This is a genomic window from Sphingopyxis bauzanensis (assembly GCF_002205675.1).
GTDB classification, from domain to species: domain Bacteria; phylum Pseudomonadota; class Alphaproteobacteria; order Sphingomonadales; family Sphingomonadaceae; genus Sphingopyxis; species Sphingopyxis bauzanensis.
This window is the reverse complement of sequence record NZ_NISK01000003.1, coordinates 273245-290875: the sequence shown is the minus strand read 5'-3', so window position 1 is coordinate 290875 and position 17631 is coordinate 273245. Positions and strand designations below refer to the sequence as shown.

Here is a 17631-nt window from a genome sequence, read left to right as displayed (position 1 = left end):
ACGTCTCTTGAATTGCTTGAATCATATCAATGCGGATTGGAGGTTTCCTTTCGCAAACGACCAGCCAGAGCGCGACCGACCGCCGCTGCGGCAACTGGCTGGACAGCGCTTGGCGGAAATGGTGCAACCGAACTGGCGTTGATTTCGCACAGCACGTACGGACTATCGTTGGGGCCTTTACGAGCACGAAACAGGAAGTCGGCGTCCCAAAGAAGCGGAAGATCGTGGTCGGCAATCGACAGCAAACCTTGCATCTCTGGAATCCAGCGATCTTCCATCGCTTTCCGCAAGGCTGCGAAGCGCGTCACCTCCGGTCCGAACATGACGCGCTCCATCGGCTGTAGGCTTGACGACGCTGTCTCAACGGACGTTGGCGTCATCAGCGCAGTGATCAGGTTGTGCCCAAAGCCCACCACACGGTGCCCGCACACATAGCACCGGACCATACCCTCGGACGATGGCGGCTGATAAGCTTGATCGATCAGCACGCCGCCGTCGTTCAAAAACGGCGCCCACCGATCCAGGAACCCAGCTAGGCTGATCCGCTCCGTTTGGCTTCCTTCGCGGGCCTCTTGAACTTCCACCAACATTTCCAAAGCCGGAGCGTCTCCCGCTGCGGCCTGTTGGATACGCCACACATTCCTGCCGCCGTTGCCGTAGTTCGGCTTTAGCACGCGCGGACCTGCGGCGAGATGTTCGGGAAAACAAGCGCGAAGGCCTTCAACGTCCACGTATCGATCGACATCGCTGCCCCATTCCATGGACCGCGTTGTGTAGAGCACTTCCTTGACGCCGATTTTGGCGATCACGTCGGGATGCGCGCTGACGACAACGCCGCACGCCGCGACTTCGCGCAGCATCGGATCGAGCACCGAGCGGTCGCCTGAGCTATCCAACGGATTCACCCAGACCAGCACCGCGTCAAACGACAACAACTCGTCACGAATCTCGCGAACCGCCTCGTCCCTGTACAGTACAGGCCTTGCGGTGGCGCCGAGCGACCGCAAGGCCGGAACGATCGGCCACTGCCGGGCTTCATGAAAGCGATGCATCCAGTCGGCTGCTTGTCCGCGCCAAAGCAGAGCGATGTTCGGGCCGGATGTCACTGTTGCATCTCCCCATCGAACCTAGCCCCTTGTGGTCGCCAACTCAGGGGGACGCGCAGAAGCGGGTGTTGCCCCTCGTCGGACGGGTCAGCCGCCGCCGCGCAAAGCCGCGGCATAGCGGCGATCGACCACTTCCCAATCGATGTTGCGAAAGTAGGCGTCGACGTATTTGGCGGCGGCGGTGCCGTAATCCATGTGAAAGCTGTGCTCGTACATATCGAGCGCCAGCAGCGGCACGCCGGCGATCGCGCCGTGCATATGATCCCACGCCCAATGGTTGTGCAGCGAGCGGGTGTGGAGATTATAGACGAGCACGCACCAGCCCGATCCGCCGGCAAGGCTCATACCGGTGCGGCGAAAGTCGGCCTCCCAGCGGTCGAACGAGCCGAACGCCGCGCCCAGCGCATCGCGGATCGAGCCGGCTGCCTGGCCGTTGCCGCCAAGCCCGTCGAAATATATTTCATGAAGCACGACCGAACCGGTGCGGTGCAGCTCCTCGCGCTTGAGGCCGCCATAGACCACCGGCGGCAGATCGGGGTCGGCGAGCGCGGCGGCAAGCCGGCTTTCAATCATATTCAGTGCCTTGACCGAGCCCGCATAATTGTTCTCGTGGTGCGATGTGATCAGCCGTTCCGAGAGGCCGTGGAGCCTGGCGGGATCGAACCTGAGCGGCTTGACCTGATGATTTCCGGCAAAGGCGGGGACAGCCGTCGGCGCTGCGGTCGGCGTCTGCGCGGAGGCTTCGTTCATAGTCATGGCGGCGGCTCCGATGCCAAGAGTTGCGATTGCACTGCGTCGGGAAAGATGGTCGATCGTCACACGTCACTCCTTCAGATGGTCATTACATATGCGGCCCCGAGGACCGAGCAGACGCCGAGCACCGGCAGCATGCCGGCCTTGAACCGGAACATGGCGAGTATCGCACCCACGGCCAGCGCCAGCGCCGGCCAGTTGACGGACGTCAGGACTGGGAGATCGATAGCGCCGGCTGCGAACGGCACTTCGCGGACTCGGCCGAACAGAGTGTGGATACCAAACCAGACCGCCAGATTGAGAATCACGCCGACCACTGCGGCAGTGATCGCCGAAAGCGCGGCCGACAATGCGCGGTTGCCGCGCAACCGTTCGATGAACGGCGCGCCGGCGAAGATCCATAGAAAGCAGGGCAAGAATGTGACCCAGGTGGTGAGGATCGCGCCCAGCGTCGCGGCGACAAGCGGAGGCAACCCGGTCGCCTCGCGGAAGGCTGCCAGAAAGCCGACGAACTGCGTCACCATGATTAGCGGTCCCGGCGTAGTTTCGGCCATGCCGAGCCCGTCAAGCATTTCGCCGGGCTGGAGCCAGCCATAGGTCTCGACCGCCTCCTGCGCGACATAGGCTAGCACAGCATAGGCGCCGCCGAAGGTCACCACCGCCATCTGGCTGAAGAAGGTGGCGATACGGCTGAATACGTCGTCCGCACCGAATGCGATCACTAGCGCTGCGACCGGCGCCAGCCAGAGCACCAGCAGAACGCCGGAGATGCGCAGCGACCATGAAAGGTTCGGCCGCGCATGGTCGGGAAGGCCCTCGCCAAGCGCGGTGTCGCGGTCGTGGACTATCTCGGCACCGGCGGGACCATGTCCGCCGCCGCCATTGAATGCGGTGTAACCAGCGCGGCCACCGAAGAAGCCAATCAGCGCGGCGGCAAGCACGATCAGCGGGAAGGGTACGTCGAGCACGAAGATCGCGACGAACGCCAGCGCGGCAAGGCCGCGCATGACGTTGTTCTTCAGGGCACGCGAACCCACCCGAACCACCGCCTGCAGAACCACCGCCAGCACGGCCGCCTTCAAGCCAAAGAACAATCCCTCGACCAGCGGCACTTCGCCCAGCAGCACATAGACATAGCTGAGACCGAGAATCGCAAGGAAGCCCGGCAGCACGAACAGCGCGCCCGCGACCAAGCCGCCTTTGGTCTTATGGAGCAACCAGCCAATATAGACTGCTAGCTGTTGCGCTTCAGGGCCGGGCAGCAGCATGCAATAGTTGAGCGCATGAAGGAACCGCTCCTCGCCGATCCAGCGCTTCTCCTCGACCAGGATGCGATGCATCACCGCTATCTGGCCCGCCGGTCCGCCGAAGCTGAGCAGCGCGACCCTGATCCAGACGCGCACCGCCTCGCCAAAGCTGATGCCGTGCTCGTGCGGCCTCTCAACTGCAAATTCAGCGCGTGCGCTAGCCTCCATCTTTAATCCTCTTTTCGCCGGGTGAAGTGAGCATAGAAACCGTCGAGCGCGGTCGATCCGCGCGCGATCCGCTCCTCGTCGTCCTCCGTGCCGGCACAGATGCCGGCGATAAGTGCGCTCACGCCCGGAGTCTCCGGGCGCTCGAACCGCGCATCGGCAATATCGAGGTCGTGAACAATTTCGCCGAGCGCGCGAAGAGCTGGATCGGTCTCAAGACCGGTGCGGAACAGCAATGTCTCGAAGCTGCAGCGGTCGCCTTCGTGGGTGAACTCAGCGTCCGCCATGTCGAACCTCAGTTCGTCAGGCTCCGGCGCATAGCCCTTGCCCTCGACGAACTTGAAGCTCGCCTCGGGATCGATGAAGCGGCGAATGAGCCAGGCGGATGCGATGCGATCGACGTGGACATGGCGGCGCGTCACCCAAACGCGGCGCTTTAACTCGACCGGCGTCAGATCGGGCGCACCCGGGCCGCTCACGTCGGGATGTTGATGGGAGCGGCGTTCGGCCTCGGAAATGGCGGCCTCAGCCTCCTGCTGGCCGTGCGCTCCGAAAAAGTCGATCGCGGCGATCTCGTTCAGGCGCTTGCGCAAGCGGCCTGCGTCCGACGTGGCGACGTACTCGCCATCACTCAGAGCGCGCGCCTCGCGCGCCAACTCCTCATAATCGGCATCACGCGCGGCGTCGAACACCCCTTGCAACTCCGCATCGCCCATGCCGCCGGCAAGCCGCGCTTCTAGGATCAGCGCCTCGCCGCCGTTGTCGGTGATCTCGCGATGCAACTCCTCGAACAGCGTGTGCGTGTCCTCGCGATTAGGGAGGGCATGGACGGCGTTCTTGAGCGGCGCGGCGCCGATCGCCTGCAAGCGCCGCCACACCTTTACCCGCAAGTAAGCGGGTTTGGCCGGGAGCTGCGGAATCAGCAGCAACCAAGGAGTTGTTCGTTTGTTTGTCATAGTTGTATCTTCCCACCCTACGATTGAAAGGGTTGCATCACAAGCCCCATAAGCATAGGACTGCTCACCGCGAAGACAGAAACGGAGAGCGATGCTGGGTCTGTCGAGACTCGCCTGTTTCGTGCTCGCATGACGTGCGCTGATGAAGGATCAAATATGCTGAAAAAGACCCTCGCCTTGACCCTCACCGGCCTCCTGCTTGCAAGCCCCGCATGGGCAGCGCCGGACTGGTCGGCGGTCGACCGCGCGATAGGAAGAGCGGGCGCTGAACAGGCGGGGGGAGTTCACCGCTACAGCTTCCCACGTTCGGACCTTAGCGTCACGCTGGATGGGGTAACGATCAAGCCCTCCCTCGCGCTCGGCTCCTGGGCAGCGTTTCAGCCGATGGGTGACGAGGCGATGGTGATGGGCGATCTCGTGCTGACGCACGACGAGGTGAACCCCGTTATGAGCCGCCTGCTCGCAAGCGGTTTCACGATCACCGCACTCCACAATCATCTGCTCCGCTCGTCGCCCGCGACCATGTACATGCACATCGCCGGCCACGGAGACCCGGTGAAGCTCGCGGCCGCGCTCCGGCAAGCGCTGTCGGCCAGTCGGACCCCGCTAGCCTCGCCGCAATCGCCCTCGACCAGCGCAACCCCATCGCCGCTCGATCTCGACACGGCCGCGCTCAACGGATTGATGGGCGGTGAGGGCAAGACCGCCGGCGGCGTCCTCCAATACAGCTTTCCGCGCGCCGAGCGGCTGATGGACGGCGGCATGGAGACTCCGCCGACGATGGGCACGGCGACCGCGATCAACTTTCAGCCGACCGGGAACGGTCGAGCTGCGATCACTGGCGACTTCGTACTAGTCGCAAGCGAGGTCGATCCAGTCCTGCGCGCGCTGCGAGCGAACGGGATCGAAGTCACCGCGCTGCATAATCACATGCTGAACGACGAGCCGCGGCTGTTCTTCATGCACTTCTGGGCCAACGACGACGCAGCCAAACTCGCCCGTGGGCTGCGCGCGGCGCTCGACAGGATGAACAATCAGAGGAGTTGAAACCGGACGACGGCTCATTGGGCCGCAACCGCCGCCCGCTCGACCCACGGCCCTCATCTAGGAAGTGGAATGAACATGGCTAGCAAACGAACTCTCACTGTCGTCGCGGGCGTCGGCGCGGCCGCGCTGGCGATTGCCGGTGTCGCGATCGCGCAAAGCCACGAGGCGAACGAGAACCGGATCATCGGCGAGCACAGCGAAAGAGATATCCCGCTCGATCAGGTGCCTCAGGCCGCAATGAAGGCCGCACGCGCGCAACTCGCGTCAATAAGCAAAGCGGAGCAAGTCACTCGAAAGGCGGACGGAAGCACGCTCTATGAAATCAAGGGCAAGAACAGTGACGGCAAGACGATCGAACTGTTCGTCACGCCTGAAGGCCAGGTGCTCGGCCGCGAATGATGAAAAATCTCGGTGGGTCGGCTGTCGGCGGGCCGGCCCACTTACCTCGAATGCAATGTCACGAGACGGGAGAGGAAAATGAGGCCAAGACGATTGATATTGTTCTGCGCTGTCTTGGCCGCCCTGCCAGGTAGCGCGGTCGGTCAAACAGAACCCGCTTCAGCAACAGGCTCGGTACTGTTCGCAAGCTGCCAAGCGAATGAGCCGCGATGCGGCGCCTATCTGCAAGGCGTGCTCGACATGATGATTGGTGCGCGAGAAGCAGAATGCGGTGCTCCACGCTACGACCGGGCGGCGCTGCGCGCGGCATACGTACGCTGGGCGGAGCGGAATAGCTATTTCCTGAGCGTTCATATGGTGGCGGGCGCTGAACGGGCGCTAAAGGAGGCATGGCCATGCCCATAGCATGCCATATCCCGGCGGCGCAGCCTGCTGGCGACTGTTTTTAGGGCAGGCGAAGCGTCCGCCTGACGGTGAATTCCGCCCGCTCAACGATCCCATGTCGCGACTCAAGCTCGTCAGTTAGCGTGTTGCAAAGCCGACTGGTCGCGCGCTTCTAATATTGCTCCGTAGCGCTAGGTCGGCTTCGCTGGGGGCTGCCCCGCTCGCTCCGGTCAAAGCTGCCGATTCCCTATCCTGATTGTGCATCGCACCGGTTGCTTAGCCTTGACGGCCTGCTGCTCGCAGGTGTCGATGGCATCGCGGTTGTCGCGGCGCATCTCGGCGGCATCGACGATGGCCTGCCATGCATCTGGGCGACCGGCACGCATGATCCGGGCTCCGGCCTCCCACAGCGTCGGCTCGCGCACTGTTCGTGCGGCGATGCGTTCGGGCCAGTGCCAGCTAATCGGCATGATGCGCGCGACCACGCCGGGCAAGATCGCCCAGAGCAGGCAACCGGCAAGAACTCCGCCGCCGATGCCCGACCATATGTGCTCGCGCTGCTGCTCCCGCGTGTGGGCGTTGCCGATGATCCGATGCAATGCCTGAACAGCGTCCACCTGACTCTGCTGGACCTGCTGGACGCTGGCCCGGTCGGCCTCGCGGGCCTTCTGCGCCGCTGCAGCGATGCGTGCCCCCATATTCTCCGGGGTCATGTCCAGCGCGGGCGCATCCTCGATCGCCTTCAACCGCTTGTGAACGGCGGCGAGATACGCGTTCGTCTTTTCCAATGTCGGGCTGTAGTCGGGGATCTCGATGCTCAGCCGCTCGGCCGCCATATGCTCGACGGCGCGGACCATGAGCGCGATGCGCCCGTCGAGCCCCGCCACGCGGTCGTCGAGCCGCGCGAAGGCTTGCCGCCGGCATACTCGCGCCGAATCCGAACCACTGTCTCCAAAACCAACATCCCGATCTCGCCGCCTGATTATCCAGGCCGCTGCTTAAACCATCGAAATGAGGGGTCCCTTTTAGACGCCGATCACCCCGCTAACGGGGTCCTTTTTGCACGCCGATCCACACCGGAAAGAGCCCGCTTGCGATCGCGCGCGACCTCAACGCCGACGGTGTTGCCGGACCTGTCGGAAAGGCTTGGCGCGACACCAGCATTCGGGGCGATGTGCGGCGGGGAACCGGTATACTCAATAATGAGCTGTATGTCGGGGTCCGGGTTTGGAACCACAAACACACCATGAAAGACCCCACCACTGGCAAAGAAGTCATGCGCCTCAATCCTGAATCCGAGTGGATCCGGAATGCGGCGCCGGAACTGCGCATCGTCAGCGACGAGCTATGGGCCGCGGCGAAGCGTCAGCAGGAAATCGTTGCCGACCGATATGTCGGCATCAAGCAAGCCGCACAGGCCCGTTCGCTGCATCAAGCGCGGCGTCCAGCCTATCTGCTCTCCGGCTTGCTCGAATGCGGCGTTTGCGGCGGAACTTATGCCCTCGTCGTCGGAGACCGTTACGGCTGTGTAGGTCGCTATCGCAGCCACTCATGCACGAACGGCCGCACAATCCGGCGTGCGGAGCTGGAACGCCGCGCGCTGGCTGGTATCGCGGATCGCCTTGTTTCGGCGGACAAGATCGACGCAGCGGTGGCTGCCTATGTGGCGCATATCAATGGCGAGAACCGCGAGCGTCGAGTTCAGGCCGATGCCGACGTCCGTGCGCTGGCAAAGGTCGACCGGGCGCTCGCGGGGATCATGGCGGCGATTGAGGATGGTCTCTACCAGCCCAGCATGAAAGCCCGCATGGCTGAACTCGAACGCGAAAAGCAAGAGATCGCTGCACGGCTAGCCGACACGCCGCAGCATATTCCCGACATCCATCCGGGCATTGCTGAAATCTACAAGGCCAAGGTCGCGCGGCTCACCGAAACGCTGGAAGACCTGGAAACTCAGCTCGATGCTTCAAGCGACATTCGCTCACTCGTCGGCAAGATCGTTCTACATCCCGGCGCCAAGCGCGGCGAGGTTCACGCCACCCTGCACGGGTCGCTGATGGGCATTCTTGACTTTGTGAACGACAATCAGCAACCCGACGCCAACAGAGTTATAACGTCAGTGGCCTCGGGTTCGCGGAGCCACCGATGTTATAACTTGCTGGCGGTGCTTATATAAACTCAACATAAACACGATTTTTAGACAGTTATGATGTTGAGCCAGTTATGGGCGGGCGCCCCGAGCTCCTCTCCAAAAAATGGGAGCGTCAGGTACATTACACGCGTCTCCTTCACGTCATTATGCTTGCGCCATCGCAGCTGCGAGAGCTGCGGTGGTAGCTGCCCAACCGGCGTAAATACTGAGCTTGAATCGAGCATAAGTCATTCTTCGAACTCCTCTTTGGTCATGCAATAGGCCCATTCGGTCTACGCCTACGTACTTGGTCGGCTGCGTTAGCCTGCCGACCGTGCTCTGGATTTGCGCAATCGACGTTTATTCTGGCGTCTACCCAAAGGGAGGCGGCGCCGCGCGAGTCCTCCATAGTGACCAACCGACTCCAGCCGCCAAGATAACAAATGTGATAGACAGCGACGCAACCGGCGGGATTTTAGCAAGGCCAAGTGCATCGGCCACGAATATCTTTGATCCAATGAACACGAGCAGCATTGCCAGCGCATATTTGAGATAGTGGAACCGGTGCACCATTGCCGCGAGCGCGAAATAAAGGGCTCGCAGCCCGAGGATCGCAAAGATATTCGAGGTGTAAACAATGAACGGATCGGTGGTGATCGCGAAGATCGCGGGTACGCTGTCGACCGCGAATACGACGTCGACGATTTCCACCATCGCGAGGGCAAGAAACAGAGGCGTCACCCAAAGCTTCGGCTTGCCAGTCACCCCGTCGGGCTGGCGTACAAAAAAGCGCTCGCCGTGCAGCTTTTCGGTCACGGGGAGATGCTTCTGAATGAAGCGAAGTGCCCCGCTTGAGCCAACATCATAGTCCTTGCCCGCGGTCATCCACATCTTGACGCCGGTCAGGATCAGGAATGCCGCAAACACATAGAGAACCCAGCTGAACTGTTCGACCAACGTTGAGCCAACGCCAATCATGATCGCGCGCAGAACGATCACGCCGAGGATCCCCCAGAATAGCACGCGGTGCTGATATTGCCTCGGAATTGCGAAATAGGTGAAGATCATCGCGATCACGAAGACATTGTCCATCGCAAGACTTTTCTCGATGACAAAGCCGGTGACATACTGAAGCCCGGCGGTTTCGCCCATATACCACCAGACCCATGCGCCGAAGAGCAGACCAAGGCCAATATAGACCGCTGACAGCACCAGGCTCTCGCTCACCCCGATCTCGCGCTGCTGCTTGTGCAAGACCCCGAGGTCGAGCGCCAACAGGGTAACGACGATGGCAAGGAAGGCGAGCCACATCCAAAGCGGCTTACCGAGCCAGATATATTCAAGAAATTCCATGGGTTCGATCCGATCCGGGTCAGCCTAGCGTCAGGCGGTTGGTGATTGTCCGACATCGCAACCCAGGTCGAGGTCGCCAGAGGGACCCGGAATTATTGCGCAAGAAACCCGCCGCCGACGGCAGTCGGCGGCGGGAAGGATCAATCGAACAGGTCCGACAAAAAGGACTTTTTGCGCTTGCCCGGCCGGTAGTGGCGATCATCGTCGCCGCGATAGCCATCCGACCGATAGTCTTGACGCGGCTGATCGTCTTGGCGGGATGCTGACGTCGCGTCACGGGCGCTGCGTTCGATGATTTTGTCGAGCTCACCGCGATCGAGCCAAACGCCGCGACAAGTCGGGCAATAATCGATTTCTACGCCCGAACGGTCGGACAAGGTCAGTCCCGTCCTGCAATTCGGGCACGGCATGGCGGCTACCGCATCGGCGCTGCGCATGGCTTAAGCCGTCCCTTGTAGGCGCGACCCGATCAGCCTGTGCATGCGATCCTTGATCGCGAGCCGCAGCTTTTTGAGCCGCAGCAAGCGCCAACTATCCGGTATGCGGCGCTTCTGTTCGCGGCTTATCTCCGCGTCAAGCTTGCTATGCGCGAGCGCCATTCGATATGTAATTGAATTCATAGTCTCTCTCCACTCGATGTTTGGTCGACCGGAAAAGTGCGGTGCTACTTGACGGGCGTCAGGAGCCGATCACCAATCCGATGCGGTCCGACATCGCAGCTGCCTAAACGGCAGTCGCCAGAGGGGCCCGGGCCGCACAACAATCGATAGATTATTTGCTGATAGATGGCTAATTCGATTATGCGGGCAAAGCAATAGAAAAAATCTATTACTCGCGAAACAGTCCCCCGTTCGCACCGGTCAATGCGCTTGCTTCGGTTCCGATACGTTCGGCGATCATTCGATAAGCGTCGCCATAAGCTGCGCCCGAGCGCCACGCTGCTGCAATGCTGCGCGTGAAGTGCCACCCCTCTGGTTGGAGGACGGCGACCCCAGTCCGGCCCGCGACATCAGAGCGGATGTATAGTTCCGGGAGGATCGCTAAGCCTATCCCTGAGGCAGACATTTGATGGATACTGTCTAAGCTGGTGCCTTCATAATCGCGCAGCAGCTCCATACCGAACGCGGTGCAGATCGTGGCGACCTCACGATGAAGATGATGACGTCTGTCGAGGCTAAGTACGTGCGCCCCTTGAAGATGTTCGCAGCGCAGGTTTTGGAGTTTCGTAAGCGGATGGTCGGAGGCAGCAACAACGAACAATCGCTCGCGAAATAGAGGCTGAACATTAAGATCGCTGCCCGCGATCGGCAACGGCCCCAGCAGCATGTCGAGAGCCCCGCGTGACAGCGCAAGCGCTTGGTCGTCGGGAATCCCTTCTTTGATATGCAGTCGCAGATCTGGTTGCTCACGGTGAAGTGCCGCCACGATCGGCGGCATCAAATAAGGCCCCAAAGTTGGTGTAACACCAAGTCTTAGGGTTCCAGCTAAGCGGTCGCCTGCGCGCCGAGCAACATCACGAATGTCCTGCGCTTCGACCAAGAGCCGTCGTGCTCGCGCGGTGATATCGCGGCCAATCGGAGTCAGATCGGCACCCGTTGTGTTCCGCTCGATTAGGATTACGCCAAGACTATCCTCAAGCGAACGCAACTGCTGACTGAGGGTGGGTTGCGAAACATTGCAAGCCTGCGCCGCGCGGCCGAAGTTGCGCAGATCCGCGATCGCGACGAGATATTCAAGTTGGCGTAGTGTCGACATCGAACACTTCTTCATATGCTAAGGCAGCGTTGAAACTGATCATCGATCGGGTTCCGTGCAAGCGGATCCCTCGCCGACGGACGAGTACCTTCGTCAATTCGGCGAAAGAGAGATGGTAGTCCAGCATTTTGCGCAAGCCCTGATCGGCGATCTATTTCCAGATATCGCTGGCGACTCACGTCGAGTTCGACAAGACCGGCGTGATCACTTGTCTTTAGCTGCGCACGCGAGCAGGTCCGCGAGTAGGGGATTCGGGAAGCGGCGTTTCTGCGTTATCGCGTAGAAAGTTTCGCTTAGGTTCGGAATGGGACAGACCTCTACGAGAAGACCTGCCGCCAGCTCGTCCCGCACCACTATCGGTGGCACCAATGCTAGCCCTTCGCCGTCGCGGGCGAGAAGCCGTAACATAGCCATATCGTCCACCTCGGCAATGATGAGCGGGCGCACGCCAGCGAGTTCGACGATTCGATCGAACCCAACCCGGATCTCGCTATCCAAGCTTGGGAGTAAGATCGGTTGGGATTGTAGGTCTTCAGGAAAGCGAAATGTAAAGGATTGGGCACTCGGCCGCCTAACAATCGCAACCGGTTGCTGAGCCAGTAAATGGCTGCGAAGATCAGACCGGGCATCAAGCTGTGGGGCGCTGTTCGCGAGCACGACATCGACCGTATGCGCCTCCAACTGGGCGAGGAGATCGCGCATGTTGCCTGAACGGATGATGAGTTCAACGTCAGCTCTGCCAATCAGTGGGCTCAGGAACTCCAGCTGGAAGTTGCGGGAGAGCGTGGTCAACGCGCCAACCCGAAATGCCTGCCGCCGATCCACTGGGCGCCCCTTCATCGTGCTTACAAGCTCGTCTCCGGCCTGGAAGACGGTATCTGCATAATCGAGGGCGATGCGTCCGGCCTCGGTAAGGACAAGCCGCTTGCCGGCTCGGTCGAACAGCGGATGGCCGAGCTGCAGTTCGAGCTTGCCGAGCTGCACCGAGAGCGCCGATTGCGACAGATTAAGCCGTTCGGCGGCGCGCGTGAGGCTCCCCTCATGGGCGATGGCCCAGAAATAGCGCAGATGGTGATAGTTGAGAGTTGGCATTAATTGCGTTTACAAAAACGAACGATGTTGCGCAATCTTTGTATTATCTAGAACCCGTTCCCACCGTTAATGAATAGGTCGCTTCGCGCTGGAGACGACCATGATGCCGAACATAACCTGGTGCCTCGCTCTCGGACCGCTCGCGCTCGCAATCGCCGGATTGGCGGCCGGCCGCGTCCAGCCGGGTCAGGGCCGCGTCGGAGGGGGTGCCGCGTTGATCGCAGGCTTCGCGCTGGCGCTCGCTGTGGCCACGGGCATTGGCATCGCGGTCAAGGGCACCTTGGCGACTGGCACGATCGGCGTCGCAGGTGTCGGCGTTGGATTCTATGTCGATACCCTGGCCGCGATCATGTTCGCGCTGGTCGCCTTCGTCGGCTTGATCGTCGTCCTTTATAGCCGCAACTATCTCGACGGTGACCGTGGGCAGGCCCGTTTTACCAAGTGGCTGTGCCTGACGCTCGCGGCGGTGCTGCTGCTGATTGTATCGGGCAATCTGTTCCAATTCGCGCTGGCCTGGATCGCGACCAGCCTCGGGCTCAACAAGCTGCTGCTGTTTTATCCCGAGCGACAGTCGGCGGTGCTCGCGGCGCGGAAGAAATTCCTCGTCAGCCGCCTCGGCGATCTCTGTCTGATCGCGGCGATGGTGCTGCTCCATCAAGCCTTCGGCAGCCTCGACTATGCGGTCCTCTTCGCCGGCGCCGAAGCGATGCGCCTCGGCGGTGATATTCCAGCCGTGATCCACGCGGTCGCGCTACTCCTGGTCGTGGCAGCGCTGCTCAAGTCCGCCCAGTTCCCGTTGCATGGCTGGCTCACGGAGGTGATGGAGACACCGACGCCGGTGTCAGCGCTGCTCCATGCTGGCGTCATCAACGCCGGCGGCTTTCTAGTGCTGCGCTTAGCCGACGTCATCTCGCTCTCGGCGCCATCGATGGAAGTGCTCGTCATCGTCGGCGGCGTGACCGCGCTGTTCGGCTCGGTCGTCATGTTGACCCAGACCAGCGTCAAGGTTTCGCTTGCCTATTCTACGATCGCCCAGATGGGCTTCATGATGCTGCAATGTGGCCTCGGGGCTTTCGCCGCCGCGCTGCTGCACATCGTTGCCCACTCACTCTACAAGGCGCACGCCTTCCTCGCGTCGGGCAGCGTCATCGACCTCGCGCGGGCGTCTTGGTCGCCGAGCCCCGGCGGCCAGCCGCACCCAGCGCGCATGGCGATGATCGTTGGTCTGGTGCTGGCGGCGGCGCTGGTCGTGGGGACGCTGTTCGGCGCTACCATTACCGCGCAACCGGGGGTGTTCGCGCTCGGCGCGGTCGTGATGCTCGGTCTCTCGCACCTCATCACCCAGGCCTTCGATGAGCGGCCGAGCCTCTATGTGGTCGCCCGCACTGTGGCGCTCGCAGTCGCGGTGTCGCTCGCCTATTTCGGGCTGCAATGGGCGGTGGAGCATTTGCTCGCCGGGTCGCTGCCCCCGGTGCAGGCACTGCGCGGCCCGCTCGATCTCGTCATCGTCGCCCTGGTCGTGCTCGCCTTTGCGGCGGTGACAGTCTTTCAGAGCGTCTTGCCTGGCAAGGCGGACGCGCCGCGCTGGCAGGCCATCTACGTCCACCTCGCCAACGGGCTCTACGTCAACACGGTCGCCAACCGGCTGGTGCTGCGGTTCTGGCCCAGCCCGCCGCCGCCCAATGCGATCGTTCCCTCGACCCCTGTCAGCGGAGTTCCTTCATGAGCCATGCCGTAGCCGTCGCGATCGATCCGCTGAGCCCGTCACAGGATGTCGAGCCATCCAGCTCCCTGCAACGGTCGGCGATTGACGCCGCCATCGACCGAGCGTGCAACAAGATCGCGCCGCTTTGGCCGCTCAAGCACTTCGTAGCGGTCAATCCATTCCTCGGTTTCAGCGACCAGAGCTTCGCGGCGACATGCGCGACGCTGCGCCGTGTCGCCGGCGTCGACATGCTGATGCCGCGCACATTCTACCGTGAAGCGCTGGCGGCCGGACGGATCGAAGATCGCGATCTGGAGGTGGCGATCGCCGGCACGTCCGGTCATGCGACGCTGGCGAGCGATGCCGCTGCGCTGTGCCGGTCAGCTGCGCGAGATCCGGTGACGAAGAGGCCGAAGGCGGTCGTCGCGACCGTCGCCGAAGTTCTCGATGCGTTGGCGGCTGGCGACCGTCAGGCCTCGCGCACGGCGTTCATGATCGACGAGATCTCGAAATGGTGCGCGGCCTATTTCGACGAAGGCCAGGCAGCCTGGAAGCTGCCGTCGCGGGCGTTGCCTCCTTACGCCGCCTGGCGCGCGGCGATGCGATTTGACCGCAACCCCGAGACGATGGGGATCAAGGGCTTCCGCGAAGCCGTCGCTGCCCTGGCCGACGATCCGCTCGAGGCGATCGCCGCGGTCGTCGGCGCGCTCGGTATCCCCGATCGCGCGGTCGAGGATTATCTGCACCGCGCGCTGGTCGATATCGGCGGCTGGGCCGCCTATGCGCGCTACCGTGTCTGGGACAACGCGCTTTACGGGCGTGACGACGACACCCTGGTGCAGCTGCTCGCGATCCGGGTGGTGTGGGGCTATGCGCTGTTCCTCGAACGCGCGGACCCTGACTTCAGGACGGCGTGGTCGAATGCGATGGCTGAGGCCGCGGCGCTGCCGGAAGACGAGCGCCTTGGCAACGATCCCGAGCTGGCCGTCGATCTGATGCTCCACGAGGCCTATGAGGCCGCCTACCAGCGCCAATTGCTCGCGCGGCTGGGGCAGCACCTCGCATCTCCCGCGCCTGCAAAGGGCGCGCGCAAGCCTTTCCAGGCGGCGTTCTGCATCGACGTGCGCTCCGAAGTCTACCGGCGGGCGTTCGAAACCGTCTGTCCCGATGCCGAGACTATCGGCTTCGCTGGCTTCTTCGGCTTCCCGATCGAATATGTACCGATCGGCCGCGACACCGGCGGCGCGCAGTGCCCGGTGCTGCTCAAACCTGCCTTCGTCGTCTGCGAGGCGGTCACCGGCGCTTCTGAGCCCGAGGAGACCAATATCCTCAGGCGCCGTCTGATGCGTCGCCGGGTGGCCAAGGCGTGGAAGGCGTTCAAGCTCTCGGCGGTGTCGTCGTTCACCTATGTCGAGACGGCGGGGTTGCTGTTCGCCGGCAAACTCGTCGGCGACAGCGCGCGCCTCACGCGGACGGTCAGCGATCCCAACACCGATGGTCTCGACGAGAACGTCATCGGTAGGATCGGTCCAAGTCTGGAATTGCGTCCGGTGGGTGGCCGGCTGACCGGCTTCGACGACGCGCAGCGCGTCGCGATGGCCGAGGCTGTCTTGCGCGCGATGTCGATGACGCAAGACTTCGCACGGCTGGTGCTGCTCGCTGGGCACGGCAGCACGACGGTCAACAATCCCCATGCCTCGGGCCTCGATTGCGGCGCGTGCGGCGGCCACACCGGCGAGGCGAACGCCCGCGTCGCGGCGGCTATCCTCAACGACCCTGGCGTGCGCACCGGCCTCGCCCGCAAGGGGATCGATATCCCCGAGGACACCTGGTTCCTGGGCTGCCTGCACGACACCACGACCGACGAGGTTCGCATCTTCGACGCTGATGACCTCCCTGCAACCCACGCGGCCGATTTGTCGGCGCTGAGCACGGCACTGGCCACCGCTTCTTCGATGGCGCGCGCCGAACGCGCGCTGGGACTCGGGATCGACAAGACGACGGACGTTGATCGCGCGGTGAAGGCGCGCAGCCGTGACTGGGCGCAGGTCCGTCCTGAATGGGGGCTCGCTGGCAACGCCGCCTTCATCGCCGCGCCGCGTGCGCGGACGCGCGGGCTCGATCTCGGGGGCCGCGCTTTCCTCCAGGACTATGACTGGCGCAAGGATGATGGGTTCGGCGTCCTCGAATTGATCATGACCGCGCCGATGGTCGTCGCAAGCTGGATCAACCTGCAATATTACGGCTCCACCGTGAACAACCGCGCCTTCGGCAGCGGCAATAAGGTGCTTCACAATGTGGTCGGGCAATTGGGGGTGCTGGAGGGTAATTCCGGCGACCTCAAGGTCGGGCTGCCCTGGCAGTCGGTGCATGACGGCGAGCGCTTCGTCCACGAGCCGCTACGGCTAAACGTCTTCATCGAAGCGCCCGAGGAGGTGCTCAGCCAGACGATAGCCGCTCATGCGAGCGTGCTCGAGCTCGTAGACAATGGCTGGGTGCATCTGTTCCGGATCGATGAGGACGGCCGCACGATCCGACGCTATGCTGGGGGACTGGCCTGGGCGGCGGTCGAATGACGGCAACACTCTCGCATCTGTCACGGCTAGAATCCGAGGCGATCTACATCCTGCGCGAGGCGGTTGCCGAAGCCCGCAAGCCGGTGATGCTATTCTCGGCGGGCAAGGATTCGACCGTGCTGGCGCATCTGGCGCTGCGCGCCTTCTTTCCAGGCCGCCCGCCGTTTCCGTTGTTGCATATTGATTCGACTTGGGAATTCCGATCGCTGCTCCGCTTCCGTGACGCCTTTGCCCGCGAACACGGATTCAAACTGATCGTCCACGTTAACGAGGAAGGGCGCGCCGCTGGCCTGAACCCGTTTGATCATGGTGACCGCTATACGCTGGAAATGCGCACTGAGCCGCTCAAAGCTGCTCTCGACCTGGGCGGCTTTGACATCGTCTTCGGCGGAGCGCGCCGCGATGAAGAAAAGTCGCGGGCGAAGGAGCGCTTTTTTTCGGTCCGCGCCAAGGGGCATATTTGGGAGCCTCGCCAGCAACGTCCTGAGCTTTGGAATCTCTACAATACTCGGCTGGTAAGCAATCAGTCGGCACGCGTGTTCCCGCTATCGAATTGGACCGAAGCCGATATTTGGATTTATGCGCTGGCGAATGATATTTCGCTGGCGCCGCTCTACTTCGCAGCAGAAAGGCGCGTCGTCCTGCGCGACGGAGGGCTGATTGCTATAGACGACGCCGCCCGAATGCCACTTCGCGCGGGCGAAACTGCCGAAATCAAAACCGTGCGTTTTCGAACGCTTGGTTGCTGGCCGGTGACCGCGGCGGTTGAATCCGAGGCGACGGATCTTCGCTCCGTCGTGCAGGAGACGTTGGCCGCGTCGGCGTCTGAGCGGCAGGGGCGAATCAGCGACGGCGACGAGGGAGGGTCGCTCGAACAAAAGAAGCGTGAGGGGTATTTCTAG

General features: G+C 62.3%; 17 protein-coding genes. 7 read left to right on the top strand and 10 right to left on the bottom strand.

Features of this window, described 5'->3' with window-relative positions; translation table 11 throughout:
* Window positions 1-26: 26 nt before the first annotated feature.
* The 4 genes from CDQ92_RS12730 to CDQ92_RS12715 form a co-directional block, all read right to left on the bottom strand.
* On the bottom strand, window positions 27-1106 hold the full coding sequence (locus tag CDQ92_RS12730; protein ID WP_144035768.1) for a Cj0069 family protein: 1080 nt from the start codon (window positions 1104-1106) through the stop codon (window positions 27-29).
* A gap of 87 nt (window positions 1107-1193) precedes the next feature.
* A complete protein-coding gene (locus CDQ92_RS12725; protein WP_229667091.1) occupies window positions 1194-1856 on the bottom strand; it encodes a superoxide dismutase in 663 nt (220 codons plus the stop codon).
* An 80-nt stretch (window positions 1857-1936) separates the two neighbouring features.
* Entirely contained in the window at window positions 1937-3334 is a 1398-nt protein-coding gene (chrA, locus tag CDQ92_RS12720; RefSeq protein WP_037555262.1) for a chromate efflux transporter, read from the bottom strand.
* Window positions 3335-3336: 2 nt separating this feature from the next.
* A complete protein-coding gene (locus CDQ92_RS12715) occupies window positions 3337-4260 on the bottom strand; it encodes a chromate resistance protein ChrB domain-containing protein (RefSeq protein WP_037555261.1) in 924 nt (307 codons plus the stop codon).
* 183 nt (window positions 4261-4443) lie between these two features.
* Between CDQ92_RS12715 and CDQ92_RS12710 the strand changes: the two genes are divergently transcribed.
* From CDQ92_RS12710 to CDQ92_RS21975, 3 genes are all read left to right on the top strand, one after another.
* Window positions 4444-5334 carry a DUF1259 domain-containing protein gene (locus CDQ92_RS12710; RefSeq protein ID WP_037555260.1) on the top strand — a complete coding sequence of 297 codons (891 nt, stop codon included), beginning with the start codon at window positions 4444-4446 and terminating at the stop codon, window positions 5332-5334.
* Window positions 5335-5409: 75 nt separating this feature from the next.
* Complete coding sequence (locus CDQ92_RS12705) at window positions 5410-5733, top strand: hypothetical protein (RefSeq protein ID WP_088441754.1); 324 nt, start codon at window positions 5410-5412, stop codon at window positions 5731-5733.
* 78 nt (window positions 5734-5811) lie between these two features.
* Complete coding sequence (locus CDQ92_RS21975) at window positions 5812-6138, top strand: Rap1a/Tai family immunity protein (RefSeq protein WP_373289591.1); 327 nt, start codon at window positions 5812-5814, stop codon at window positions 6136-6138.
* A gap of 209 nt (window positions 6139-6347) precedes the next feature.
* Here the strand turns inward: CDQ92_RS21975 and CDQ92_RS12700 are convergent, their stop codons facing one another.
* A complete protein-coding gene (locus tag CDQ92_RS12700) occupies window positions 6348-7004 on the bottom strand; it encodes a DUF6118 family protein (RefSeq protein WP_188682253.1) in 657 nt (218 codons plus the stop codon).
* Between the two features lie 182 nt (window positions 7005-7186).
* Between CDQ92_RS12700 and CDQ92_RS12695 the strand changes: the two genes are divergently transcribed.
* Window positions 7187-8293 carry a recombinase family protein gene (locus CDQ92_RS12695; RefSeq protein ID WP_081933069.1) on the top strand — a complete coding sequence of 369 codons (1107 nt, stop codon included), beginning with the start codon at window positions 7187-7189 and terminating at the stop codon, window positions 8291-8293.
* A 327-nt stretch (window positions 8294-8620) separates the two neighbouring features.
* Here the strand turns inward: CDQ92_RS12695 and CDQ92_RS12685 are convergent, their stop codons facing one another.
* The 5 genes from CDQ92_RS12685 to CDQ92_RS12665 all read right to left on the bottom strand — a co-directional run bounded on the left by CDQ92_RS12685 (window position 8621) and on the right by CDQ92_RS12665 (window position 12448).
* Window positions 8621-9601 (bottom strand): TerC family protein, encoded by a 981-nt coding sequence (locus tag CDQ92_RS12685; protein ID WP_037555255.1) that lies wholly within the window; start codon window positions 9599-9601, stop codon window positions 8621-8623.
* A 140-nt stretch (window positions 9602-9741) separates the two neighbouring features.
* Complete coding sequence (locus tag CDQ92_RS12680) at window positions 9742-10038, bottom strand: TFIIB-type zinc ribbon-containing protein (RefSeq protein WP_037555253.1); 297 nt, start codon at window positions 10036-10038, stop codon at window positions 9742-9744.
* Window positions 10039-10041: 3 nt separating this feature from the next.
* A complete protein-coding gene (locus CDQ92_RS12675; protein ID WP_308423591.1) occupies window positions 10042-10200 on the bottom strand; it encodes a DUF465 domain-containing protein in 159 nt (52 codons plus the stop codon).
* A gap of 229 nt (window positions 10201-10429) precedes the next feature.
* Entirely contained in the window at window positions 10430-11356 is a 927-nt protein-coding gene (locus tag CDQ92_RS12670; protein ID WP_037555250.1) for a hydrogen peroxide-inducible genes activator, read from the bottom strand.
* A gap of 204 nt (window positions 11357-11560) precedes the next feature.
* On the bottom strand, window positions 11561-12448 hold the full coding sequence (locus tag CDQ92_RS12665; protein ID WP_037555249.1) for a LysR family transcriptional regulator: 888 nt from the start codon (window positions 12446-12448) through the stop codon (window positions 11561-11563).
* Between the two features lie 100 nt (window positions 12449-12548).
* Here CDQ92_RS12665 and CDQ92_RS12660 point away from each other — a divergent pair, with 100 nt between their 5' ends.
* From CDQ92_RS12660 to cysD, 3 genes are read left to right on the top strand one after another with little or no spacing between them, the layout of a single operon-like run.
* Window positions 12549-14174 (top strand): NADH-quinone oxidoreductase subunit L, encoded by a 1626-nt coding sequence (locus tag CDQ92_RS12660; protein ID WP_037555247.1) that lies wholly within the window; start codon window positions 12549-12551, stop codon window positions 14172-14174.
* Complete coding sequence (locus tag CDQ92_RS12655; protein WP_088441752.1) at window positions 14171-16729, top strand: YbcC family protein; 2559 nt, start codon at window positions 14171-14173, stop codon at window positions 16727-16729. Before CDQ92_RS12660 ends, CDQ92_RS12655 begins: the two co-directional genes overlap by 4 nt.
* Window positions 16726-17631 carry a sulfate adenylyltransferase subunit CysD gene (cysD, locus tag CDQ92_RS12650; protein ID WP_037555243.1) on the top strand — a complete coding sequence of 302 codons (906 nt, stop codon included), beginning with the start codon at window positions 16726-16728 and terminating at the stop codon, window positions 17629-17631. The genes CDQ92_RS12655 and cysD overlap by 4 nt, the downstream gene beginning before the upstream one ends.

What these genes read in the sequence shown, in the direction of transcription:
- CDQ92_RS12725 (WP_229667091.1), bottom strand. Translation starts at nt 1,856, where the DNA reads ATGAACGAAGCCTCCGCGCAGACGCCGACCGCAGCGCCGACGGCTGTC.
- chrA (WP_037555262.1), bottom strand. Translation starts at nt 3,334, where the DNA reads ATGGAGGCTAGCGCACGCGCTGAATTTGCAGTTGAGAGGCCGCACGAG.
- CDQ92_RS12710 (WP_037555260.1), top strand. Translation starts at nt 4,444, where the DNA reads ATGCTGAAAAAGACCCTCGCCTTGACCCTCACCGGCCTCCTGCTTGCA.
- CDQ92_RS12705 (WP_088441754.1), top strand. Translation starts at nt 5,410, where the DNA reads ATGGCTAGCAAACGAACTCTCACTGTCGTCGCGGGCGTCGGCGCGGCC.
- CDQ92_RS21975 (WP_373289591.1), top strand. Translation starts at nt 5,812, where the DNA reads ATGAGGCCAAGACGATTGATATTGTTCTGCGCTGTCTTGGCCGCCCTG.
- CDQ92_RS12685 (WP_037555255.1), bottom strand. Translation starts at nt 9,601, where the DNA reads ATGGAATTTCTTGAATATATCTGGCTCGGTAAGCCGCTTTGGATGTGG.
- CDQ92_RS12680 (WP_037555253.1), bottom strand. Translation starts at nt 10,038, where the DNA reads ATGCGCAGCGCCGATGCGGTAGCCGCCATGCCGTGCCCGAATTGCAGG.
- CDQ92_RS12675 (WP_308423591.1), bottom strand. Translation starts at nt 10,200, where the DNA reads ATGGCGCTCGCGCATAGCAAGCTTGACGCGGAGATAAGCCGCGAACAG.
- CDQ92_RS12670 (WP_037555250.1), bottom strand. Translation starts at nt 11,356, where the DNA reads ATGTCGACACTACGCCAACTTGAATATCTCGTCGCGATCGCGGATCTG.
- CDQ92_RS12665 (WP_037555249.1), bottom strand. Translation starts at nt 12,448, where the DNA reads ATGCCAACTCTCAACTATCACCATCTGCGCTATTTCTGGGCCATCGCC.
- CDQ92_RS12660 (WP_037555247.1), top strand. Translation starts at nt 12,549, where the DNA reads ATGATGCCGAACATAACCTGGTGCCTCGCTCTCGGACCGCTCGCGCTC.
- CDQ92_RS12655 (WP_088441752.1), top strand. Translation starts at nt 14,171, where the DNA reads ATGAGCCATGCCGTAGCCGTCGCGATCGATCCGCTGAGCCCGTCACAG.
- cysD (WP_037555243.1), top strand. Translation starts at nt 16,726, where the DNA reads ATGACGGCAACACTCTCGCATCTGTCACGGCTAGAATCCGAGGCGATC.